The organism is Pseudazoarcus sp. NS34 (genome assembly GCF_059703725.1).
Genome location: NZ_BAAKIZ010000001.1, coordinates 508,243 through 530,704, shown reverse-complemented (window position 1 = coordinate 530,704; position 22,462 = coordinate 508,243). Strand labels below are relative to the sequence as shown.

General features: G+C 66.5%; 18 protein-coding genes. 11 read left to right on the top strand and 7 right to left on the bottom strand.

The window, feature by feature from the left end; translation table 11 throughout:
* Nucleotides 1-8: 8 nt before the first annotated feature.
* A complete protein-coding gene (ubiB, locus tag AC6H0N_RS02585; RefSeq protein WP_497572488.1) occupies nt 9-1,541 on the bottom strand; it encodes a ubiquinone biosynthesis regulatory protein kinase UbiB in 1,533 nt (510 codons plus the stop codon).
* Between the two features lie 126 nt (nt 1,542-1,667).
* Here ubiB and AC6H0N_RS02580 point away from each other — a divergent pair, with 126 nt between their 5' ends.
* The 5 genes from AC6H0N_RS02580 (at nt 1,668) to AC6H0N_RS02560 (ending at nt 10,095) form a co-directional block, all read left to right on the top strand.
* On the top strand, nt 1,668-3,431 hold the full coding sequence (locus AC6H0N_RS02580) for an arginine--tRNA ligase (RefSeq protein WP_497572487.1): 1,764 nt from the start codon (nt 1,668-1,670) through the stop codon (nt 3,429-3,431).
* A 17-nt stretch (nt 3,432-3,448) separates the two neighbouring features.
* Entirely contained in the window at nt 3,449-4,054 is a 606-nt protein-coding gene (locus AC6H0N_RS02575) for an SPOR domain-containing protein (RefSeq protein WP_497572486.1), read from the top strand.
* 78 nt (nt 4,055-4,132) lie between these two features.
* Nucleotides 4,133-4,759: a thiol:disulfide interchange protein DsbA/DsbL gene (locus tag AC6H0N_RS02570; RefSeq protein ID WP_497572485.1), complete on the top strand. Its 627-nt coding sequence runs from the start codon at nt 4,133-4,135 to the stop codon at nt 4,757-4,759.
* Nucleotides 4,760-4,850: 91 nt separating this feature from the next.
* Nucleotides 4,851-5,285 (top strand): PilZ domain-containing protein, encoded by a 435-nt coding sequence (locus AC6H0N_RS02565; RefSeq protein WP_497572484.1) that lies wholly within the window; start codon nt 4,851-4,853, stop codon nt 5,283-5,285.
* A 40-nt stretch (nt 5,286-5,325) separates the two neighbouring features.
* Entirely contained in the window at nt 5,326-10,095 is a 4,770-nt protein-coding gene (locus AC6H0N_RS02560; protein ID WP_497572483.1) for an NAD-glutamate dehydrogenase, read from the top strand.
* Between the two features lie 38 nt (nt 10,096-10,133).
* Here AC6H0N_RS02560 and AC6H0N_RS02555 read toward each other — a convergent pair whose 3' ends face one another.
* From AC6H0N_RS02555 to AC6H0N_RS02530, 6 genes are all read right to left on the bottom strand, one after another.
* Nucleotides 10,134-12,740, bottom strand: a complete 2,607-nt coding sequence (locus AC6H0N_RS02555) for a TRAP transporter permease (RefSeq protein ID WP_497572482.1) — start codon at nt 12,738-12,740, stop codon at nt 10,134-10,136.
* A gap of 110 nt (nt 12,741-12,850) precedes the next feature.
* Nucleotides 12,851-13,819 carry a TAXI family TRAP transporter solute-binding subunit gene (locus AC6H0N_RS02550; protein WP_497572481.1) on the bottom strand — a complete coding sequence of 323 codons (969 nt, stop codon included), beginning with the start codon at nt 13,817-13,819 and terminating at the stop codon, nt 12,851-12,853.
* A 116-nt stretch (nt 13,820-13,935) separates the two neighbouring features.
* Nucleotides 13,936-15,039, bottom strand: a complete 1,104-nt coding sequence (gene ald / locus AC6H0N_RS02545; protein ID WP_497572480.1) for an alanine dehydrogenase — start codon at nt 15,037-15,039, stop codon at nt 13,936-13,938.
* Nucleotides 15,040-15,862: 823 nt separating this feature from the next.
* A complete protein-coding gene (locus AC6H0N_RS02540) occupies nt 15,863-16,315 on the bottom strand; it encodes a putative toxin-antitoxin system toxin component, PIN family (RefSeq protein WP_497572479.1) in 453 nt (150 codons plus the stop codon).
* Entirely contained in the window at nt 16,312-18,138 is a 1,827-nt protein-coding gene (locus tag AC6H0N_RS02535) for a PHA/PHB synthase family protein (protein ID WP_497572478.1), read from the bottom strand. Before AC6H0N_RS02535 ends, AC6H0N_RS02540 begins: the two co-directional genes overlap by 4 nt.
* An 18-nt stretch (nt 18,139-18,156) precedes the next feature.
* Nucleotides 18,157-19,176, bottom strand: coding sequence for an MBL fold metallo-hydrolase (locus AC6H0N_RS02530; protein ID WP_497573235.1), 1,020 nt, complete (start codon nt 19,174-19,176; stop codon nt 18,157-18,159).
* A gap of 109 nt (nt 19,177-19,285) precedes the next feature.
* On the opposite strand from AC6H0N_RS02530, the gene AC6H0N_RS02525 reads away from it, so the two are divergent.
* The 6 genes from AC6H0N_RS02525 to AC6H0N_RS02500 are packed head-to-tail and all read left to right on the top strand — an operon-like array spanning nt 19,286 to nt 22,459.
* Complete coding sequence (locus tag AC6H0N_RS02525; protein ID WP_497572477.1) at nt 19,286-19,888, top strand: 2-hydroxychromene-2-carboxylate isomerase; 603 nt, start codon at nt 19,286-19,288, stop codon at nt 19,886-19,888.
* A gap of 5 nt (nt 19,889-19,893) precedes the next feature.
* Nucleotides 19,894-20,820 (top strand): hydroxymethylglutaryl-CoA lyase, encoded by a 927-nt coding sequence (locus AC6H0N_RS02520; RefSeq protein ID WP_497572476.1) that lies wholly within the window; start codon nt 19,894-19,896, stop codon nt 20,818-20,820.
* Entirely contained in the window at nt 20,808-21,047 is a 240-nt protein-coding gene (locus AC6H0N_RS02515; protein ID WP_497572475.1) for a DUF1289 domain-containing protein, read from the top strand. The genes AC6H0N_RS02520 and AC6H0N_RS02515 overlap by 13 nt, the downstream gene beginning before the upstream one ends.
* Entirely contained in the window at nt 21,044-21,196 is a 153-nt protein-coding gene (locus AC6H0N_RS02510) for a DUF1289 domain-containing protein (protein WP_497572474.1), read from the top strand. Before AC6H0N_RS02515 ends, AC6H0N_RS02510 begins: the two co-directional genes overlap by 4 nt.
* 13 nt (nt 21,197-21,209) lie before the next feature.
* Nucleotides 21,210-22,070, top strand: coding sequence for an RNase adapter RapZ (gene rapZ, locus AC6H0N_RS02505; protein WP_497572473.1), 861 nt, complete (start codon nt 21,210-21,212; stop codon nt 22,068-22,070).
* Nucleotides 22,067-22,459: a NusG domain II-containing protein gene (locus AC6H0N_RS02500; protein WP_497572472.1), complete on the top strand. Its 393-nt coding sequence runs from the start codon at nt 22,067-22,069 to the stop codon at nt 22,457-22,459. The genes rapZ and AC6H0N_RS02500 overlap by 4 nt, the downstream gene beginning before the upstream one ends.
* Nucleotides 22,460-22,462 lie beyond the last annotated feature (3 nt).

Here is a 22,462-nt window from a genome sequence, read left to right as displayed (position 1 = left end):
TGTCCGACTCAGGGCGTCAGGCGAACGTATATCTCCAGCGCCACCAACGCCGTCAGCAGCACGCCGATGAGGGCCAGCAGGCGCCCCTGGCGCTTCTGTGTGGCGGCAATGCGTTCGTGTTCGGCTTGGCGGCTGCGACGTTGCTGATCGGCGTCGAGCAGGGCGGTATGCACCAGGCGCGGTAGCTGCGGCAGCGTTGTGGCCCAGTTCGGTGCCTCGGTGCGCATCGCTCGCGCAAAGCCGCGCAGGCCGATCTGCTCGCCCATCCAGCGTTCCAGAAACGGCTTGGCGGTCTTCCACAGATCGAGATCGGGGTCGAGCTGGCGGCCCAGACCTTCGATGTTGAGCAAGGTTTTCTGCAGCAGTACGAGTTGCGGCTGCACTTCCATTTCAAACCGGCGCGCGGTCTGAAACAGCCGCAGCAAGGTCTTGCCGAAAGAAATTTCTTTGAGCGGGCGGTCGAAGATCGGCTCGCACACGGTGCGGATGGCCGCCTCGAAATCCTCCACGCGCGTCTTGGCGGGCACCCAGCCGGCCTCAATGTGGGCCAGCGCGACGCGGCGGTAGTCGCGCTTGAAGAAGGCCAGGAAGTTCTGTGCGAGGTAGTTCTTGTCCTCTTCGTTGAGCGTTCCCATGATGCCGAAATCGAGCGCGATGTAGCGCCCGTCGCGGTGCACCAGGATGTTGCCGGGGTGCATGTCGGCGTGGAAAAAGCCGTCGCGGAAGACCTGCGTGAAGAAGATCTCGACGCCGGCGCGCGACAGCGCGGACAGATCCGTGCCCTGCGCCAGCAGCGCCTCGTTCTGCGAGATCGGCACACCGTGCATGCGCTCCATCACCATCACGCCGCGTCCGCACCAGTCCCAGTGCACCTCCGGCACGACGAGCAGCTTCGAGTCGACGAAATTGCGCCGCAGCTGCGAGCAGTTGGCCGCCTCGCGCATCAGGTCGAGTTCGTCGTTGAGGTATTTGGAGAACTCGGCCACGACTTCGCGCGGCTTCAGGCGCCGGCCTTCGATCCACAGCGCGTCGAGCAGCATGGCCGCGCTTTCGAGCAGCGCGATGTCGTGCGCGATGACGCGTTCGATACCCGGTCGCAGGATCTTGATGGCCACTTCGGTGCCGTCGGGCAGCTCGGCAAAATGCACCTGCGCCACCGAGGCCGACGCCACCGGCTCGCGCTCAAAGCGGCGGAACACCTCGTCGACCGGCAGGCCGTAGAAGTCTTCCAACAGCGCGACGGCTTGCGCGGTCGGGAAGGGCGGCACGCGGTCCTGCAGCAGGGCCAGCTCGTCCGCGATGTCGGGTGGCAGCAAATCGCGCCGTGTCGACAGCATCTGGCCGAACTTCACGAAGATCGGCCCGAGCGACTCGAGCGCGCGACGCAGGCGCACCGCACGCGGCTCGGAGAAGTTGCGCCAGAAGAAGAAAACGCGCCACACCTTGGCCAGGCGACCACTGGCGTCGACGTCGAGCGCGATGCGGTCGAGCCCGAAGCGAAGGCTTACAAGAATGATCCTGGCAAGGCGAAAAATGCGCACGGTGGCTCAGGCAATGGGGAAAAGCTGCGACTTTAGCCGGAAAGCCGTGCCGGCGGAACCGCGTTGGAGCCGGATGAGGCCCTGCGATCCGTTATAATTACGCCCTTTTCCAAGCATCCGAGTGCCATGAGCGCCGAACCCAGAATCCAACTCGCCGAACTGCTGCGCGCCGCGCTCGCCAGTGTTGCCCCTGATCAGGTCGATACGCCGATCCATCTCGAGCGCCCCAAGCAGGCGGGTCACGGCGATTTCGCCACCAACCTTGCGCTGCAGCTGGCCAAGCCGATGCGGCGCAATCCGCGTGAGTTGGCGGCCTTGCTGATGCAGGAGCTGCCGAAGTCGGATCTGGTTTCCAAGGTCGAGATCGCGGGTGCCGGCTTCATCAATTTCACGCTGGCGTCCGATGCCAAGACTTCGGTGGTGCGTGAGGTGTTGGCGCGCGGCGAGGCTTTCGGGCGTGGTGAGCGCAAGAGCATGAAGGTGCAGGTCGAGTTCGTCTCCGCCAACCCCACCGGCCCGCTGCACGTCGGTCACGGCCGGGGCGCGGCTTACGGGGCTTCGCTGTGCTCGGTGCTGGATTTCGCCGGCTACGACGTGACCCGCGAGTACTACATCAACGATGCCGGCCGGCAGATGGACATCCTTGCGCTGTCGACCTGGCTGCGCTATCTGGCGCTGTTCGACATCGAGGTGCCGTTCCCGCCCAACGGCTATCAGGGCGAATACGTGTTGGCCATGGGCCGCGAGTTGTATGCCGCGCATCAGGATCGCTTCGCCAGGATAACCGCAGCCGACGTACTGGCCGGTACGCCCGGTCTGCCCGATGCCGCCCGCAAAGACGATGACGCGGGCCGCCAGCGGGAACAGCATCTGGATGCGCTGATCGCCAACGCCAAGCGCCTGCTCGGCGATGACTATGGCTGGGTGCATGGCTTTGCGCTGAACGAGCAGCTCGGTGATTGCCGCGAGGATCTGGGCGAGTTCGGCGTGCATTTCGACCAGTGGTTCTCGGAGAAAAGCCTGTTCGATACCGGGCTGGTGGCGCGCGCGGTGGAAGAGTTGGAGCGGCGCGGCCACATTTACGTGCAGAACGGCGCGAAGTGGTTCCGCTCGACCGATTTCGGGGACGAGAAGGATCGCGTCGTGCAGCGCGAGAACGGGCAATTCACCTATTTCGCGTCGGACATTGCGTATCACGTGAACAAGTACGAGCGTGGCTTCGACCGTGTCATCGACATCTGGGGTGCCGACCACCACGGCTACATCGCCCGCGTGAAGGGCGCTATCACCGCGCTCGACCTGCCGCCCGAGAAGCTGGAAGTCTCGCTGGTGCAGTTCGCGGTGCTGTACCGCAACGGCCAGAAGGCCTCGATGTCCACCCGCTCGGGTGACTTCGTGACGCTGCGCGAGCTGCGCCGCGAGGTCGGCAACGACGCCTGCCGTTTCTTCTACGTGTTGCGCAAGAGTGACCAGCATCTGGATTTCGACCTTGATCTGGCCAAGAGCCAGAGCAACGAGAACCCGGTGTATTACATCCAGTACGCCCACGCTCGCGTGTGCTCGGTGCTGTCGCAGTGGGGCGGCAGCGAGTCCGACCTGAATGACGTCGACCTGACGCCGCTGTCGGGCGAGCGCGAGCTGGCGTTGTGCGCGCGGCTCGGCGCCTTCGCCGAACTGGTGCAGAATGCCGCCGGGGATTACGCGCCGCACCAGATCGCGTTCTACCTCAAGGATCTGGCTGGCGATTTCCACGCTTGGTACAACGCCGAGCGCATGCTGGTCGATGACGAGGCCGTCAAACTGGCCCGACTGGCGCTGGCGAGCGCCGTGCGTCGCGTGCTCGCCAACGGTCTGTCCCTGCTCGGTGTTTCCGCGCCGGAGTCGATGTAAACCCTTCGGAGGGCCCCATGGCTCGTGATTCCTCGCCCCGCCGCACGCCACGCAGACTGACTGCGAAAGCCCCCCGCAAGGGCAACGGGGTGATCACCGGTCTGCTCGTCGGGCTGGCGCTTGGTGCGCTGCTGGCGGCGGGTTCGGCCTGGTTGCTGACGCGCACCTCGCCGTTCCAGACGCCTCAGCGGGTTGCGGTGCCGATCGGCACTGGTCTTGAGCCGGTGGCGTTGCCTGGCAAACCCGGCGATCGTCCGGTCCGGACCAGCCGCGACTTCGATTTCTATACGGTACTGCCGCAGGGTGAAGGCGGGGTTGCCGCGCCAACACCGGTACCGGTGCAGGCGCCGGCCACCACGTCGACCGGCCAGCCGCCACCGCGCGTGGACCGCCTATACCTGCAGGTCGGGGCCTTCGAAGATCCGGCCGAGGCCGACAACATGAAAGCCCTGCTCGCGCTCAACGGTATCGAGGCCGTTGCCCAGCGTACCCAACTTGACGACGGGCGCACCGTGCACCGCGTACGTGTCGGCCCCTTCGCGCGGCCCGAGGACATGACGTCGGTGCGTTCGCGCCTGGCAGCGGCCGGTGTGTCGGGCAACGTCGTGCAGGCCAACCCCTAATTTGTCTGCCGCGCGGAACCCCGCGTTGCGCGCGACAGTCCGATGTCCGTATCCGAACTGATGAGGAAGACGATCGACATGAACCGCCGTCTCATGCTCAAGAGCACCGCTGCCTTTGCAGCCCTTTCCGCCACTCCGACCGTACTGCTCGCCAAGGAACCGTTCCAGGTTCTGCCGACGCCGGTGCCGCAGGACGCCAGCGGCAAGATCGAGGTGCTGGAATTCTTCCATTACGGCTGCCCGCACTGCCGCGATTTCTATCCGCTGATCAAGGCGTGGAAGAAGACGCTGCCCGCCGACGTCAGCTTCACGCCGGTGCCGGCCATCTGGGGCCGCGAACAGCTGCGCGCGCTGGCTCGGCTGTACTACGCGGCGGAACGTGCGGGTGTGCTTGACCAGGTCGAGCCGGAGATCTTCGCCGCGTTGCAGGATCAGAAGCGGCCGTTGTTCACCGAGCCTGAAGTGCGCGACTGGATCGGCAGCACGGGCGTCGATACCCAGATGTTCATGGACACTTACAACTCTTTCGCCATCCAGGGCCTGGTACAGCGCGCCGACCAGCTCGCGCGCACTTACCGTATCCAGGGCGTGCCCACCATGGCGGTTGGCGGCCGCTATCTGACCTCGGCCACCATGGCCGGCTCACACGCTGACACCCTGCGAGTGGTCGATCAACTCATCGAGCGCATTCGCAAGAGCGCGTGAGCGTACGACGCTTGTCAGTCGGCGCACGGACCTATACCTTTGTCATCGCCCGGCTTGTGCCGGAGTCGACAACATCGCCATGGGGACGTGAATGACCCAGGAAGCACGAGAAGAGGCTGTGCAAGAAAGCGCCAGCCAGGGCGGCGAGCGCCGCGGCAAGCAGCGTTTTCTCGCCTTGCGCCGCGGCAGCGAATGTTTCTGGGCCGTGCTGGAAGGCGAGCGTCAGCCGCTGTCTGATCTCTCGCTCGAAGGCTTTGGCGTGCCCGGCAGCCTCGAGATCGGGCGGCGCATGCAGGTGGTGCTGCGCCGTGCTGCAGTGCCGGACGAGATACGTGGTACGGTGAAAGTGGCCAACTGCTTTGCAGGGGCCAATGGCCTGCAGTCCGGTTGCGTGTTCGAGGCCTTCGAGGCGGATGGCAAGGATCGTCTGCGCGAATGGCTGGTTGCCCACGTGATTGCTAATGCCACGATTCCCATCACCGAAAAGGACGCCGAGCGCATCGTTTCCGGCCCCTCGCTGATCTGAGCTGGGCCGCGGCCGCGCTGGCTTTCCGAGCGGAGCGCATATGACCCGAAGCAGTGAAGTCGTATCAGTGGCCGATCAGGCCGCTGCCTTGTTTCTCCAGTCCCTTCCGCAGTCCGAACATGAGTACGCCGCCCGTGTGGTGCGTGCCTGGCTCGACGGTTTTTCCGGCAACGACCTCGCCGACCGCTCGCCAGCCGATCTGGCGGGCGCCGCGCTGGCGCTGTGGCGCGCCTTGCAACGTCGGTCTCCCGGCGTGCCGAGCGTAAGCGTCGAGAATCCGGCGGCGGACCAGCAGGGCTGGAATACCCCGCACAGCGTCTTGCGCATCATCAACGACGACATGCCTTTTCTGGTCGATTCGGTCGGCATGGAGCTGACCCGGCGCGGCCTCGGCGTGCATCTGTTCGTGCACCCGGTGCTGCAGTTGCAGCGCGCGAGCGACGGCAGCCTGCAGGAAGTCGGTGGCGAGGGTGGCCTGCGCGAGTCCGTGATGCATATCGAGGTCGACCGGCTCGGCGACGAGGCGGCCCGCGCCGATCTTGCGCGAGGCATCGCCGATGTGTTGGCCGACGTGCGCGCGGTGGTTGGCGACTGGCCGGCCATGCGTGAGCGCGTGGCCGGAATCGCACAGGGGCTGGCCTCGGGTGACGACGAGGCGGATGAAACCCGCGCCCTGCTCGAATGGTTGATGGCCGACAATTTCGTGCTGTTGGGATGTCGCGATTACCGACTCGTCGGCGCGGGTGAGCGCCTCGATATCGAAGCTGGGTCGGGTCTCGGCGTGTTGCGCGAGCAGGGCAACGAAGCCGCTTCGGCGAGCTTTGCCGCGCTGCCCGAAGCACTGCGGGCGCAAGCCGCCCAGGCGCCGCTGCTGGCCATCACCAAATCCGCCACGCGCGCGTCGGTGCACCGCGCCGGGCACGCCGACCTGATCGCCGTACGCAATATCGATGCGCAGGGGCGTGTGCTGGGCGAGCGCCGCATCCTTGGCCTGTTTGCGTCGACGGCCTACAGCGCGAGTCCGTGGGACGTTCCAGTGCTGCGGCGCAAAGTGGCTGCGGTGGTTGAGCGCGCCGGCCTGCTGCGCGGCAGCCATGCCGACAAGGCCATGCGCGTGATCCTCGAACGCTATCCGCGCGACGAATTGTTCCAGATCGACGTCGATACCCTGTTCGAGCACGCCATCGGCATCCTCAAGCTGGGCGAGCGTCAGCGCACACGGCTGTTCCTGCGCTGTGATCCGTTCGGGCGTTTCGTCTCGTGCCTGGTCTATGTGCCGCGCGAGCATTACGACACCGAGCAGCGCAAGCGCATCCAGAGTGTGCTGATGGATGCGTTTGACGGCGCTGCGGTGGACTTCGACGTGGTGCTCTCGGATGCGCCGCTGGCGCGCATCCTGTTCACCATCCGTACGCATGGGTCGATTCCGGCGCACGACCCGGCCGAGATCGAGGGGCGCATCGTCGAAGCCTCGCGCCGCTGGCAGGATGCCTTGCGCGGCGCCTTGATCGCCGAGCACGGTGAGACACGCGGCCTCGAGCTGTCGAACCGCTGGGGAGAGGCCTTTCCAGCCGGCTATCGCGAGCAGACCGACGCCGAGGAAGCGGTGTCTGACCTGACTCTGCTGGACGCACTGGGCGGCGCGGACGACCTCGGCCTGCACCTGTTCCGTCCGCAGACTGGCGCCAGCTCAAGGCTGCGCTTCAAGTTGTATCGCCTTGACGCGCCGGTGTCGCTGTCACGCAGCCTGCGCATGCTCGAACGCATGGGGGTGACCGTCACCGACGAGCGGCCGGCGCAACTGCTGCTGGCCGATGGTGCGCGCGCCTGGATTCACGATTTCGGACTCGATCTGCCGGCCGGCGCGGAGCCTGATGTCGAGCGCTTGCGCCCCTTGTTCGAGGAAGCCTTCCGGCGCATCTGGCGCGGTGAGGCCGACAACGACGAATTCAACCGCCTGACACTGCTTGCCGGCCTGACGTGGCGAGAGGTGGGGGTGCTGCGCGCCTATGCGCGCTACATGCGTCAGGCGAACTTCCCGTTCAGCCAGGCCTACATGGAACAGGCGCTGGCGGCGCAGCCGCGCATTGCGCGCGCCTTGGTGGCGCTGTTCGCGCGGCGCCTCGACCCGGCCGGCGAGACCGACCGCGACACCGATTGCGAGCACATCCGCAGCCAGATCGAACACGAGTTGGAGGCGGTGCAAAGCCTCGACGAGGATCGCATCCTGCGTCAGTTCCTGGCGCTCATCACCGCGACGCTGCGCACCAACTGGTTCGCGAGGCGCGAGGATGGTTCGCCGCGCGCCGTGCTGTCCTTCAAGCTTGATCCGCAGGCCGTTCCGGGCCTGCCCGAGCCGCGGCCGATGTTCGAGATCTTCGTGTCCTCGCCGCGCGTCGAAGGCGTGCATCTGCGCGGCGGCAAGGTGGCGCGGGGCGGCCTGCGCTGGTCCGACCGCATGGAGGATTTCCGCACCGAGGTGCTCGGCCTGGTCAAGGCGCAGATCGTCAAGAACGCGGTGATCGTGCCGGTCGGCTCCAAGGGTGGCTTCGTCGTGCGCAACCCGCCGAGCGAGGGTGGCCGTGAGGCGCTGCAGGCCGAAGGTCTGGCGTGCTACCGGCTGTTCCTGTCGGGTCTGCTCGACCTCACCGACAACCTGGTCGATGGCGCCGTGGTGCCGCCGGCCGATGTCGTGCGCCACGATGCCGATGACCCGTATCTGGTGGTTGCCGCCGACAAGGGCACGGCGACCTTTTCCGACCATGCCAACGCGGTTGCGGCCGAGTACGGTTTCTGGCTCGGCGATGCCTTTGCCTCGGGCGGCTCGGCCGGCTACGACCACAAGAAGATGGGCATCACCGCGCGCGGCGCGTGGGAGTCGGTCAAGCGCCACTTCCGCGCGATGGGGCGCGACATCCAGCGCGAGGACTTCACGGTGGCCGGCATCGGCGACATGTCGGGCGACGTGTTCGGCAACGGCATGCTGCTGTCCAAGCACATCCGGCTGGTCGCCGCCTTCGACCACCGCCACATCTTCATCGATCCTGAGCCCGATGCTGCCAAGTCGTGGGACGAGCGCGCGCGCCTGTTTGCACTGCCGCGCTCGAACTGGGACGACTACGACAAATCGCTGATTTCAGCCGGCGGCGGGGTGTGGCCGCGCAGCGCCAAATCTGTGCCGCTGTCGCCAGAAGTGCGCGCTTTGCTCGAGGTTGATGCCGAACGCATGACGCCGGCCGACCTCATCCAGGCCATCCTGCGTGCGCCGGTCGACCTGCTCTACAACGGCGGCATCGGCACTTATGTGAAAGCCGCCGTGGAGAGCGATGCGGACGTGGGCGACCGCGCCAATGACGCGGTGCGCGTCGATGGTGGCGAACTGCGCGCACAGGTGGTCGGTGAGGGCGGCAACCTCGGCTTCACGCAGCGCGGGCGCATCGAATACGCGCTGGCCGGCGGGCGCATCTATACCGACGCCATCGACAATTCCGGTGGTGTCGACTGCTCGGATCACGAGGTGAACATCAAGATCCTGCTCGGCGAGGTCGTGCGCGCGGGCGAACTTGAGCGCGAGGCGCGTGACGCCTTGCTCGAAGAAATGACCGAAGAGGTTGCGCAACTGGTGCTGCGTGACAACTACGGTCAGGGGCAGGTGCTGGAGATGATGGGCACCGGCGCCGCGCAGGTGCTCGACGAGCACGCCGGCACGCTGCGCCGTCTGGCCCATGCTGGCCGGCTCAATCGCAAACTCGAATACCTGCCGCTTGACGAGGAGCTGGTCGAGCGTCGCGCCGCCGGCGGCGGGCTGGTTGCGCCGGAACTGGCGGTGCTGCTGGCCTACGCCAAGATCGAGCTGTACGACGAGGTGCTGGCCTCCGACGTGCCCGACGACACCTGGGTGGCCGGCGCACTGTGGCGCTATTTTCCCCAGCCGCTGCGCGAACATTACTTCGAGGCCATCGGCCGCCACGCCTTGCGCCGCGAGATCGTCGCCACGCATGTCGTCAACACCATGCTCAACCGCGTCGGCGCGAGCTTTGTCGACCGCATCCGGGACGAAACCGGCCACGCAGCGCCGCAGGTTGTGCGCGCCTGGCTGGCGGTACGCGAGATCTTTTCACTGATCCCCGTATGGCGCGACATCGAGGCCCTCGACAACCAGGTTCCGGCCGAACGCCAGAACGTGCTGCTGATCGAGGCGCTCAAGCTCTCGCGCAGCGCCACCTTGTGGCTGCTGCGTGCGCCGCGCTGGCTGGACGAGCTGTCGGCCACGGTCGAGGCCTTTGGTCCCGGTGTGGCGAAGCTGGCGGAAGAATTGCCGCAATTGCTGACCCCCGGTGAGCGGGAGTCTCTGACGGAAGCGGCTGCCGAGCATGTGGCGGACGGCGTGCCGCAGGCCGTGGCGGAGCGTGTCGCAGGCCTGCGCTGGTTGCGTCCGGCGCTCGACATCGTCGAGCTGGCGCGTGAGCAGGACCGTGACGATGCCGCCGTCGGACGCGTGTACTTCGCGATCGGCGCCGAGCTGGATCTGCCGTGGATCAGCGCGCAGATCGACGCGCTGCAAAGTGACGCGCGCTGGCCATCGCTGGCGCGCAGCGCCTTGCGCGCCGATCTTGCGGCCGAGGCGCGGCGTCTGGTGGCGCAGGCCCTGAGCTATGACGAGGGCGTCGAGGCCTGCGTCTCGGCCTTCATCGAGGCGGGCGGCGAGCGTCTGGCGCGTTACCGCGCGCTGGTCACCGAGGCACGCGGCGTGACGCCGGACGTCGCCAGCCTGTCCGTGCTGCTGCGGGAGTTGCGCGGCATCGTGTAGGCCCGGCATGCCGCACGGGGTAGATGAGCTTGCCTTGTCTACCCCGTCGCCTCGGATGGGCGCCGCATCCGCCCGCGCTGCAACCACATTACCAACGCCAGCAATGCAAGTGCCGGCAGGTAGATCCAGTCCTTGCTCGGGCGGTCGTCGGCGGGCACTTCGATGCGTGTGATTGCCAGCCCTTGCTCCAGGCCGAGACGCTCGGCAGCGCTGCCGAAACGCACCATCGAGACCTGCACCTGGCCGGCGAAATCCATCACGTTGACGCCCGCGGCGGCCAGCCGCTCACGTGCGCTGGCCGCTGGCTCGCCGAGCGGCAGCAGCACGCCGCGCGAGATCTCGTTGCCCTCGATCGACAGCCCTTCCACCCACAGGCGCAGACTGCCGTTCGGCGGAGCCTGTTCGACCAGCTGGTTCAGCTCGGTCGGCGGCAGCTCGTCATAAGGCGGGTAGAGCTGGTCCATCCAGAAACCGGGGCGGAACAGGCTGAAGGTGACCAGTATCAGCAATGCTGCTTCATGCCAGCGGTTGCGCGTCAGGAACCAGCCCTGGGTGCCGGCCGCGAAGCACAGGCTGGCAACGGTGGCCATGGAGATGGTCAGGGCCAGATGCCACCAGCTGGTGATGCCGATCAGCAACAGTTCGGTGTTGAAGATGAACATGAACGGCAGGATGGCGGTGCGCGCGCTGTAGCCGAAGGCCGTCAGGCCGGTGCGGATCGGATCGCTGTTGGCGATGCCGGCGGCGGCGTAGGAGGCCAGCCCTACTGGCGGTGTGACGTCTGCCATCAGCCCGAAATAGAACACGAACAGGTGCACCGCGATGAGCGGCACCAGCAGGCCGTTCTGCGCGCCGAGTGCGACGATGACCGGCGCCATCAGCGACGACACCACGATGTAGTTGGCGGTGGTCGGCAGACCCATGCCGAGCACCAGACAGATCAGCGCCACCAGCACCAGCATCACCATCAGATTGCCGCCGGACAGCGCCTCGACCAACTCGGTCATGACCAGCCCGATGCCTGTGAGCGTGACGGTGCCGACGATGATGCCGGCGGCGGCCGTGGCGATCGCGATCGCAATCATGTTGCGCGCGCCGGTGACCAGCCCGCTGAACAGGTCGCCGAGGCCCTGGCGCACGGCGCCGGCCGTGTCGCCCTGCTTGCGGAACAGCGCGAACAGCGGACGCTGCGTGACCAGGATGAAGATCAGGAACATCGTCGCCCAGAAGGCCGACAGCGCCGGTGAGAGCTGCTCGACCATCAGGTTCCAGATCAGCGCTGCGACCGGCAGCAGGAAGTGCAGGCCGGATTTGAGCGTCGGCCCGATCTCGGGCAGGTATTCGATCGGCGCGTTGGGGTCGTCCATGTGCAGTTCGGGGTAGCGCGCCGAATAGCGGATCACCGCGACGTAGGCAGCAAGCAACACCAGCCCGATGAACAGCGTCGAGGCGTCGCCCGTCACGTTCTTGATCCAGCCGAAGCCCCAATACACGACGGCCGCGAGAATGATCAGCCCCGAGATCGTCAGCGTCGTAGACACGAAGACGTTCTTCAGCAGTAACTCCTCGCGCCGCGGCAGACCCTGCAGGTCGGCCTTCATGGCCTCCAGATGCACGATGTAGAACAGCGCGATATACGAGATCAGGGCCGGCACGATGGCGTGCTTGAGCACCTGGGTGTAGGGGATGCCGACGTACTCGACCATCAGGAAGGCCGCCGCGCCCATCACCGGTGGCATGAGCTGGCCGTTCACCGAGGACGCCACCTCCACCGCGGCGGCTTTGTCGGCTCGGTAGCCGACCTTCTTGATCAGCGGGATCGTGAAGGTGCCGGTCGTTACCACGTTGGCGATCGACGAGCCGGAGATCAGGCCGGTGGCGGCCGAAGCCACCACCGCTGCCTTGGCCGGCCCGCCGCGCAGGTGGCCGAGCAGAGCGATGGCCGATTTGATGAAGTAGTTGCCGGCGCCCGCCGTCTCCAGCAGCGCACCGAACAGCACGAACAGGAAGATGAAGCCGGCCGATACGCCGACCGCCACGCCGAACACGCCTTCGGTGCCCAGCCACAGGTGGCTCATGCCCTTGTTCAGCGAGGCGCCACGGTGCGCGATCATGTCCGGCATGTAGGGGCCGAAGAAGATGTACACCATGAACACCACGGCCAGGATCACCATCGGCAGGCCCAGCGCGCGGCGCGCCGCTTCGAGCAGCAGGGTAAGTCCGGCGACGGCCGCGATCAGGTCGAAGGTGGTCGGCAAGCCGGGGCGTGTCGACAGCTCGCTGTAGAACAGGAACAGGTAGCCCGCGCAGAAGGCTGCGGCCAGGCCGAGCAGCCAGTCGGTGACCGGAACGTAGTCGCGCGGCGAGCGCTTCATCGCCGGATAGGCGGCGAAGGCCAGAAAGCAGGCGAAGGCGAGGTGGATGGAGCGCACTTCGGTGTCGTTGAACACCAGCACGCCGAGCGAGAAGGGCAGGGGTGACGCCACCCACAGCTGGAACAGCGACCACGCCAGCGCGACGGCCACCAGCAGCGATTCGGCCATGCCGGTCGGTCGTCGTCCGCCGGAGTCGGCCTCGGCGACGATGTGGCGCAGTTCATCCTCGCTCAATTCATGATCGGCGGCGCGCGTGCTCGGGTCGGCCATGGTCGTGTCTCTCCGTGCTCGGGGCGTTCAGTGAAAACGGCGGCAGGATCAACTGCCGCCGTTCTCGTGTCGTATTGCGCGCGCCGACGCGGGCCGACGCGAAGGCGGGCTTACATCCAGCCCTTTTCCTTGTAGTACTTCACGGCGCCGTCATGCAGCGGCGCGGACAGACCGTTCTTGATCATGTCCTCGGCCTTCAGGTGCGCGAAGGCCGGATGCAGCTTCTTGAAGTCTTCGAAGTTCTCGAACACGGCCTTGACCATGGTGTAGACCACGTCATCGGACGTCGAGGCCGAGGTCACGAAGGTCGCCAGCACGCCGTAGGTCGGGGTTGCGTTCGGGTTGGCGTTGTACAGGCCGCCGGGGATTTCCACTTTGGCGTAGAAGGGGCGCTCGGCCACCAGCTTGTCGACGGCCGCGCCGGTCAGCGGTACCAGCTTGGCACCGCAGGTGGTGGTCGGGTCCTGGATGTTGGCCGAGGGGTGGCCGACGCCGTAGAAGAAACCGTCGATGCGGTTGTCGCACAGCGCTGCGCCGTGTTCGTCCGGGCGAAGCTCGGAAGCCAGCGAGAAGGCGTCAATGCCCCAGCCCATCTCGGCCAGCAGCAGATCGAGCGAGGCGCGTGTACCGGAGCCGGGGTTGCCGACGTTGAAGCGCTTGCCTTTCAGGTCCTCGAACTTCGTCACGCCGGCGTCCGGGCGCACCGCCACGGTGAACGGCTCGGGGTGCAGCGAGAACACTGCGCGCAGGTCCTTGTTGGCGCCTGCGTCCTTGAAGCTGCTCGATCCGTTGAAGGCGTGGTACTGCCAGTCGGACTGCGCGACGCCGAAGTCCAGCTCACCGGCGCGCAGGGTGTTGAGGTTGTAGACCGAGCCGCCGGTGCTCTCGACCGAACAGCGAATGCCGTGTTCCTTGCGGCCGGCATTCATGAGGCGGCAGATCGCGCCGCCGGCCGCGTAGTACACGCCGGTGACACCGCCGGTTCCGATGGTGACGAATTTCTGCTGTGCAGCAACGGGACCGGCTGAAAGGCTGCCGACGACGGCCAGTGCTGCGGCCAGTGCGGTAAATGACTTCATGTTCGTTCTCCTGTCGGGTCAAAGTGCGGGGCTGTTCTCAACGCTGCGCCCTGGAAAAACCATTGCCAGAAGATAACCCCGTTTGCGTCAAGCCGCCAGCATGGCCGCTTGCCACTTCACGCGATCGCGTTCATCGGCATGCCGAGGGCATGAGCGACCTGCGCGTGGGTAATGTTGCCGCCGTGCACGTTGAGGCCGGCGGCCAGATGTGGATCATCGGCGCAGGCGCGGCGCCAGCCCTTGTTGGCCAGCGCGAGCACATGCGGCAGCGTGGCGGCGTTGAGCGCCTGCGTGGCGGTGCGCGCCACCGCGCCGGGCATGTTGGCGACGCAGTAATGCACCACGCCTTCTTCCATGTAGATTGGCTCGTCGTGAGTAGTCGGACGCGAGGTTTCGCAGCAGCCGCCCTGGTCGATCGCGACATCGACGATGACGCTGCCCGGCGCCATGCCGGCCACCATCTCGCGCGTCACGAGCTTCGGCGCTGAAGCGCCCGGAATCAGCACGCCGCCGATGACCAGATCGGCCGCAACCAGCGCCTGAGCAATCGCTTCGCGATTCGAATGCAGTGTCGTCGCGCGGCGATCAAAACGTTCGCCGACGCGGCGCAGGGCGTCGAGGCTGCGGTCGATCACGGTCACGCGTGCGCCCATGCCCAGCGCGACCTCCGTTGCATTCAACCCGACCATGCCGGCGCCGAGCACCACCACATGCCCCGGTTCCACGCCGGCTGCGCCGCCGAGCAACACGCCGCGCCCGCCGGAGGCCTTTTCCAGGCAGTGCGCGCCGGCCTGGATGCTCATGCGTCCGGCGATTTCGGACATCGGCGCGAGCAGCGGAAGCGAGTTGCCCGGGCCGGTGACGGTTTCATAGGCGATGGCGGTGACGCCGCTGGCGAGCAGCTCACGCGCCTGTTCCGGGTCCGGTGCCAGATGCAGGTAGGTGAACAACATTTGCCCTGCGCGCAGCCACTTGCGCTCCTGCGCTTGGGGTTCCTTGACCTTGATGATCAGCTCGGCGCTGTCGAAGACTTCCTGTGCGGTTTCGGCGATGCGCGCGCCGGCTTCTGCGTAGGCCGCGTCGTCGGCCCCTATGCCGAGTCCGGCGCCGGTTTCGACGATGACTTCGTGGCCATGCGCGACGAGCTCACTTACTCCGGCTGGTGCGAGGCCGACGCGGTATTCGTGGTTCTTGATCTCGCGGGGGATGCCGACGCGCATTGGTTTGCTCCATCCGGATTTGATGGAGGGAGTATGGGTGAGGGGCTTGCTGGGGGGCAACTCGGGCCTATGACTGTCTTACGGTAGCCGGGACTTCAGGCCTCGACCGGCCGGGATTTCGCCCCGGCGGGCGACTTCCTTTCTTGTTGCACGACAAGAAAGGAAGCAAAGAAGCGTGCCCCGCCGTCTCGGCCCTTCGGGCTTCCCTCGCTCCGGGTGTTTTCACCGGCCGGTCCTGAACTCGCTGCGCTCAGACAGCAGGACCGGACTTCCCCGGCGAAACCACCCTCTACTCGGCGAGCCAAAGGTGATGGGGGTGCCCGCTCAACCGTAGGGCGCAATAACCGAAGGGCATTGCGCCGGATGTGCGGAGCATACGGCGGACTACGCTGCGCTAGTCCGCCCTACCAGACGCTGTCGGGCCGGCCCGAATCGGTGGTTTCGTAGGGCAGGTAAGCAAAGCGCACCTGCCGTTGGGCGTTTGAGAAGGTGTCGAGGCCGACGTCAGGTGCGCGCCTGCGGCGCTTACCTAACCTACAAGGGCATGGCGCTGCGGATGGTTTTCCATCCCTTCTGAGCCGCTGAGCGAAGAGTGCTCACGGCGGGGCCTTCCGACCTTGCTGTTTGAGCGAAGCGAGTTCGCAAGGCCGGCCGCCGGGAGTGCTCGCAGCGAAGGAACCCCGAAGGGGCGGCGAGGAGGGTGCACTTCTTTGCCTTCTTTCTTGCTGCACTACAAGAAAGAAGGTCGCCCGCCGGGGCGAAATCCCGGCCGGTCAAGGTATGGAGCCACGAACTCGGGTCGATCCCGGTACTGCCGCGGGGATCAGGCGCCCGAGTCGCCCAACTCCGCACACACCGCCTCCGGCGTCCGGACGCGAAACATCCCCCGCACCAGGCTGTGTCGATCCACCCGCAACAGCGCCTTGTCACGACTGATGAGCAGCGAGGCGCCGGCGTCGCGGGCGACTTCGAGGAATTTCTGGTCGTCCGCATCGCGACAGCGCGGCAGCAGCACTGGTTCTTCCGAGGAATCAAGGCAAGGCAGGCAGCGCGCGCCATACGCAGCCAGCAACTCGGCTTGACGCTCGGGCGGCACGCCGAACTGGCGGTAGGCCAGCACATGCGCGAACTCGTCGAGCGTATCCGCCCGCGCAACGGGCTGAAAAACGCCCGCGTCGAGGGCGCGGGCGAGAGGGGCCAGTTTCGGGTCCTGCCACCACCACAGTGCCATCACCGTGTTGGTGTCGAGCACCACGCGGGTGCTGCCAGCGCTCATGCAGCAGCCTTGGGGGCGGTGTCGAGGCGTTGCTTGACGTAGCTGCCGGGGGCGTCCTCGATGGCTTTGAGCGGGCCGGCGGCGGGGTCGCGGGCGGCGACCTGCGCGTCGTCCTGGGCGGTGATCCAGCTCTGCCAGTCGCTCCACCATGAGCCGGCTTGCGGCGCGGCGGCGGTGAGCCACTCGTCGGCGCTTTCGGGCAGGGTGTCTTCGGCGCCGAGCCAGTAGCAATACTTGTTGGCCACCGGCGGATTGACGATGCCGGCGATGTGGCCCGAGCCGCCGAGCACGAAGCGCACCGGCCCGCCGAAATGACGCGCGCCGGTGTAGGTGCTCTTCCACGGCGCGATGTGGTCGTCGACGGTCGAGATGAAGTAGCTCGGGGTCTTGATCTTGGCGAGGTCGATCTTGACGCCGTCGAGCTCGATGCCGCCCGGTTTGACCAGGCAGTTGTTCATGTACATGTTGCGCAGGTAGAAGCTGTGCATCTTGGCCGGCAGGCGCGTGGAGTCCGAGTTCCAGTACAGCAGGTCGAACGGGAACGGATCCTTGCCCATCAGGTAGTTGTTGACCACGAAGGACCAGATCAGGTCGTTGGAACGCAGCATGTTGAAGGTGCCGGCCATCTCGGAGCCTTCGAGGTAGCCGCGCTCGCTCATCTTCTTCTCGAGGTTCGAGACCTGCTGTTCGTCGATGAACACGCCCAGCTCGCCCGGCTCCGAGAAGTCGGTCAGCGTAGTCAGGAAGGTCGCGGCGGCGATGCGTTTCTGGCGCTTGGCGGTGAGCCAGGCCAGCGCGGTGGCGAGCAGCGTGCCGCCCAGGCAGTAGCCGACGGCATTGACCTGCTTCTCGCCGGTCTGCTGCTCGATGGCGTCGAGGGCGGCCAGGATGCCTTCGCTCAGGTAGGCGTCAAAGCCCAGCTGGGCGAGCTTCTCGTCGGGGTTCACCCACGAGATCACGAACACCGTGTGGCCCTGATCGACGCACCACTTGATGTAGGAATTCTTCTCGCGCAGGTCGAGGATGTAGAACTTGTTGATCCACGGCGGCACGATCAGCAGCGGGCGCTTGAGCACCTTGTCGGTCGAGGGCGCGTACTGCACGAGCTGCATCAGCTGGTTCTGGAACACCACCTTGCCGGGCGAAGTGGCTACGTTCTTGCCCAGCTCGAAGGCTTCGGTGTCGGTCATGCGGATGCGCAGCTTGCCGTCGCCCTGCTCGATGTCGCGCAGCAGGTTGTTGAGCCCGCGCACCAGGTTCTGCCCGCGGCTGGATACGGTTTCGCGCAGCACTTCGGGGTTGGTCATGGCGAAGTTCGACGGGCTCAGTGCGTCGACGTACTGGCGCGTGAAAAACTCGACCTTCTTCTGCGTCTGCTCGTCGAGGCCTTCGACGCTGGAGACGGATTCGTGGATGTGGCGCGCGGTCAGCAGGTAGGACTGCTTGATGAAGTCGAACAGGAAGTGATCCTGCCACTGCTCGTCCTTGAAGCGCTTGTCGCCCTTGTCCGGCGTGGCCACCGGGTCGACCTCGACGCCCATCATGCGCATCATCGAACTCTGCCACAGCATCATGTAGTCGCTGGCGAGCTTCATCTGCGCCTGCATGACGGCGTAGGGGTTGGCCATCATGCGCGTCATCATGTCGCTGAAGGCCTGCGCCACGCCCAGTTCGTCGCTGGCGGGCTGGATGCCGTTTTTCATCTGGCGCTGCAGGTGTTCCTGCATCAGCGCTGCCGCGCGTTGCGCAACTTCGGCGTAGCTGGCGGCGATGTCCGCCGGATCGGGCTGATTGACGGATTCCTGCTGGGGATTGGCGGCCATGTGCGGTGCTCCTGTTGGTCAGCGGGTGCGCACGAACCGGATACCGCCGTCTGCCTCGTCGATGCGGCGGACTTCGCCGCGACCTTGCAGGTAGTTGAGGTGGGCAATTGCCTCGCCCATCGCGAACATCACCTGATGGTTGTCGAGCTCGCGCCGGAACAGCACCGGCAGCAATTCGGCGGCACTCCTGGGCTCATCCAGAGCTTCAATTAGTGCGCTGCAGCGATCCGCGTGATGCGCTTCGAGTTCCGTGACGCGCTCATGTATTCCGCGGAAAGGTTTGCCATGTGATGGTAGCACGAGCGTCTCATCGGGCAAGTTTATGACGCGCTGCAGCGAAGACAGGAACCAGCCCAGCGCGTCGTCGTCCGGGCTTGCCGCGTGCACGCTGACATTGGTCGAAATGCGCGGCAGCAACATGTCGCCGGAGATCAGCAGTCCGAGCTCGGCGCAATGCAAGCTGGCGTGCTCGGGCGAGTGACCATGACCGACGATGACTTCCCAGGCGCACCCGCCGATGTGCAGGCGGTCGCCGGCGAACATGCGACGGTGCTCGCGCGGCAGTTCAGGCACACCGCGCGCGTAGGTGTTGCCGCGGGCGAGCAGCGCGGCGAGCCGTGTCTCGTCCAGCCCGTGGCGGCGGAAGAATTCCACCATGTCGGCTGATGTATGGCCCGGAACCGCATGCCACACCGCGCGCGCGGCGAGGTATTCGGTTTCGGTCATCCACACCGGCGCCTGATCGCGTGCAGCCAGCCATGCCGCCCGACCGAGGTGGTCGGGGTGGAAGTGCGTCACCACCACGCGCGATATGCGCCGCCCGTCGGCGGCCAGTATCTGTTCCCAGATGGCCTGGGTCTCGGGCGTGCCGAAGCCGGTGTCGATCACCACCACATCGTCGCCGTCGTCGAGCAGCCACAGGTTGATGTGGTCGAGCGCAAACGGCAGCGGCATGCGCAGCCAGCGCACGCCGGGCGCGATCGCCAGTGCCTGGCCGGGTTCGGGGAGGGTGTCGAAGGGGTAGTCGAGGCTCACGATGAGGTGTTCCGGTCACAAACGGGCTGGCAGCATGGTAGCGCGATGGCCCCGGGCGGGGCGAAATGGCAAACTGTCGGCCTGCAATCCCACCCCTCAGGAGAGACGCGCGATGAGCGCCCCCATCGATTTCTGGTTCGACTTCTCGTCCCCCTACGGCTATCTGATGGCCGAACGCATCGACGCACTTGCGCAGAAGCACGGCCGCGAAGTGCAGTGGCGCCCGTTCCTGCTCGGCGCCGTGTTCAAGCACACTGGCGCTCAGCCGCTGCCGGCGCAGCCGATGAAGGGGCCGTACAGCCGTCACGATCTGCAACGCAGCGCACGCTTTCTGGGCTTGCCGCTTCAGTTGCCCGAGTCCTTCGCAGTCTCGGCGCACCAGGCCTGCCGGGTGTTCTACTGGCTGGAATCGCGCAACCCGCAGCTGGCGCGTGATTTTGCGCTGGCGGTGTACCGCGCCTTCTTTGTGGACGGTCGTGACATCACGCAGGTCGAGACGCTGGCCGACATCGGCGAGAAGCTCGGCATCGAGCGCGAAGCCGTGGCCGGCGCCACCGCTGACGACGCGGTGAAGACGCATCTGCGCGAGGTGTGCGAGGCGGCGATTGCCGGCAACGTGTTCGGTTCGCCCTTCGTCGTCATCGACGGCGAAGCCTTCTGGGGTGCCGACCGCCTGCCGCAGATCGAGCGCTGGCTCGAGACCGGCGGCTTCTGACCGCGATGTACCCTCAGCGCGTACGCATCGTCGAGGTTGGGCCGCGCGACGGCCTGCAGAACGAGAAGCAGCCGGTGTCTGCCGACACCAAGGCCGAGCTGGTTGCGCGGCTGGCCGACGCCGGCCTGCGCAGCATCGAGACCACGGCCTTCGTGTCGCCCAAGTGGGTGCCGCAAATGGCCGACGCGGCTGAAGTCATGGCCAAGGTGAACGCCGCGCGTCGCGCCGGCGTGCGCCACGCGGCGCTGACGCCGAATCTCAAGGGTTTCGAGGCCGCGCTGGCGGCCGGGGTGGACGAGGTGGCGGTGTTCGCTGCGGCGTCCGAGGCCTTCAGCCAGCGCAACATCAACTGCAGCGTGGCCGAATCGCTGACACGTTTTGAACCAGTGATGGTGGCAGCGCGCGAAGCCGGCACGCCGGTGCGCGGCTACATCTCGTGTGTGGTCGGCTGTCCGGTTGAAGGCGCGGTGGCGCCGCAGGCAGTGGCCGATGTAGCGGCGCGGCTGATGGACATGGGCTGCTATGAGGTCTCGCTGGGCGACACCATCGGCAGCGGCAACCCTGCCACCGTGCGGGCCATGCTCGACGCCGTGCTGCGTCAGGTGTCGGCCGACAAGCTGGCCGGCCACTATCACGACACCTGGGGCATGGCGATCGCCAACATTCTGGTGTCGCTCGAAGCCGGCATCGCGGTGTACGACGCTTCCGTCGGCGGGCTGGGCGGCTGTCCGTATGCCCCCGGCGCCAGCGGCAACGTCGCCACCGAGGACGTGCTGTGGCTGCTGCAGGGGCTGGGGATCGAAACCGGCGTTGATCTGGATCGCCTCGTCGATACCGCGGCGTGGATCAGTGCCGAGCTCGGGCGTAAGCCCGCTTCGCGCGTGGCGCCGGCGCTGCTCGCGCGGCGCGAGGGGGTGATATGCGCGAACTGAACCGTTCGGCTGCGAATCCGGCCGTTGCCCGCAAGGCGGCGACTGAGCCGGCGAATATCGAATCCCCCTGCGTACGGCTGTGCTGCATCGACGAGGCCACCGGCCTGTGCGTCGGCTGTGCCCGTTCGCTGGACGAAATCACCGGCTGGAGCGGCTTCGATGCCGCCGACAAGCTGCGCGTGCTGGCCGCTGTCGAGGCGCGGCGCGCGGAGCGCAAGGCGCCGTGAGCGAACAGGACGATCCGGGCTGTCTCGGCCTGTGTGACATCGACTGGGAGCAGGGGCTGTGCCTGAGTTGCGGGCGCAGCACCGACGAGATGTACGCTACGCCGGGCGAGGGTGCGCCGCCCGTGCCGGATGAAGACGCGGCGCAATGATGTGGAGGCGACGATGCAACTCGTGCTGATCAGCGGCCTGTCCGGTTCGGGCAAGTCCGTGGTGCTCAAGGCGCTGGAAGATTCCGGCTACTTCGCCGTGGACAACCTGCCGGCGCTGCTGCTGCCGCAACTCGTTGAGCACCTGCGCGAAGCCGGTCAGCAACGCGTGGCCGTCGCGGTGGACGTGCGCTCGGGGGCCAGCATCGGCGTGCTGCCCGATCTGGTGGCGCAAGCGCGCAAGCAGGTGTCCGACCTGCGTCTGGTGTTTCTCAATTCGCGCGACGACACGCTGATCGCGCGCTTTTCCGAAACGCGCCGCCGCCACCCGCTGGCCAGCGACGAGGTGACGCTGGCCGAGGCCATCCACCAGGAGCGCTCGGCGCTGGCCGACGTGGCCGAGATGTCGCACAACTTCGACACCAGCGACCTGCTGCCGAACACGCTGCGCGCCTGGGTCAAGGATTTTGTCGGCATCGACGCCACCGAAGGGCTGACGCTGCTGTTCCAGTCCTTCGGCTTCAAGTTCGGTATCCCGCTCGACGCCGATCTGGTGTTCGACGTGCGCAGCCTGCCCAACCCGCATTACGACCCGGTTCTGCGCCCCTTCACCGGGCACGATCAGCCGGTCATCGATTTCCTGTCGCAGGTGCCCGACGTCAATCGCATGGCCGAGGACATCCGCCGTTTCGTGGCCGACTGGCTGCCGAGCTTCGTGCGTGACAACCGCAGCTACCTCACCGTGGCGCTGGGCTGCACCGGCGGGCAGCACCGCTCGGTGTATCTGGTCGAGCGTCTGGCGCGCGAATTCCGCGGGCAGGTGCAGGTGCAGGTACGCCACCGCTCCATCGAACAGCGCAAGGCAGGCGGCCGGTGAGATTTGCGCTGACCGCCGAATGGCGCGCGCTGATGCGTCCGGGGGACTACCCGGTGCTGGCGCTGGCGGCATCCGTCTGCGTGGTGTCGGTGCTGTTGCTGTGGCGCGGTGGCGCACCGGACGGCGTGGTGGTGCGCGCGGGCGGAGAGGTGTTTGCCAGGGCTGCGTTGTCGCGCCCGCAGATCATCGAAGTGCCGGGGCCACTTGGCACCACGCGCATCGAGATCGAACCGGGGCGCGCCCGCGTGGCCGAAGACCCCGGCCTGCGCCAGTACTGCGTGCGCCAGGGTTGGCTGACGCGCTCCGGCGCCACGGCCATTTGCGCGCCCAACCAGGTCAGTGTGTCGCTGACGGGCGGCTCGGCCGATATCGATTCGCTGAATTACTGATCG

Bases quoted from the DNA above. Each gene is read 5' to 3' on its own strand.
- AC6H0N_RS02535 (WP_497572478.1), bottom strand. From the start codon at position 18,138: ATGGCCGCCAATCCCCAGCAGGAATCCGTCAATCAGCCCGATCCGGCG.
- AC6H0N_RS02570 (WP_497572485.1), top strand. From the start codon at position 4,133: ATGAACCGCCGTCTCATGCTCAAGAGCACCGCTGCCTTTGCAGCCCTT.
- AC6H0N_RS02565 (WP_497572484.1), top strand. From the start codon at position 4,851: ATGACCCAGGAAGCACGAGAAGAGGCTGTGCAAGAAAGCGCCAGCCAG.
- AC6H0N_RS02550 (WP_497572481.1), bottom strand. From the start codon at position 13,819: ATGAAGTCATTTACCGCACTGGCCGCAGCACTGGCCGTCGTCGGCAGC.
- AC6H0N_RS02555 (WP_497572482.1), bottom strand. From the start codon at position 12,740: ATGGCCGACCCGAGCACGCGCGCCGCCGATCATGAATTGAGCGAGGAT.
- AC6H0N_RS02575 (WP_497572486.1), top strand. From the start codon at position 3,449: ATGGCTCGTGATTCCTCGCCCCGCCGCACGCCACGCAGACTGACTGCG.
- ald (WP_497572480.1), bottom strand. From the start codon at position 15,039: ATGCGCGTCGGCATCCCCCGCGAGATCAAGAACCACGAATACCGCGTC.
- AC6H0N_RS02520 (WP_497572476.1), top strand. From the start codon at position 19,894: ATGTACCCTCAGCGCGTACGCATCGTCGAGGTTGGGCCGCGCGACGGC.
- AC6H0N_RS02525 (WP_497572477.1), top strand. From the start codon at position 19,286: ATGAGCGCCCCCATCGATTTCTGGTTCGACTTCTCGTCCCCCTACGGC.
- AC6H0N_RS02540 (WP_497572479.1), bottom strand. From the start codon at position 16,315: ATGAGCGCTGGCAGCACCCGCGTGGTGCTCGACACCAACACGGTGATG.
- AC6H0N_RS02580 (WP_497572487.1), top strand. From the start codon at position 1,668: ATGAGCGCCGAACCCAGAATCCAACTCGCCGAACTGCTGCGCGCCGCG.
- AC6H0N_RS02515 (WP_497572475.1), top strand. From the start codon at position 20,808: ATGCGCGAACTGAACCGTTCGGCTGCGAATCCGGCCGTTGCCCGCAAG.
- AC6H0N_RS02560 (WP_497572483.1), top strand. From the start codon at position 5,326: ATGACCCGAAGCAGTGAAGTCGTATCAGTGGCCGATCAGGCCGCTGCC.
- rapZ (WP_497572473.1), top strand. From the start codon at position 21,210: ATGCAACTCGTGCTGATCAGCGGCCTGTCCGGTTCGGGCAAGTCCGTG.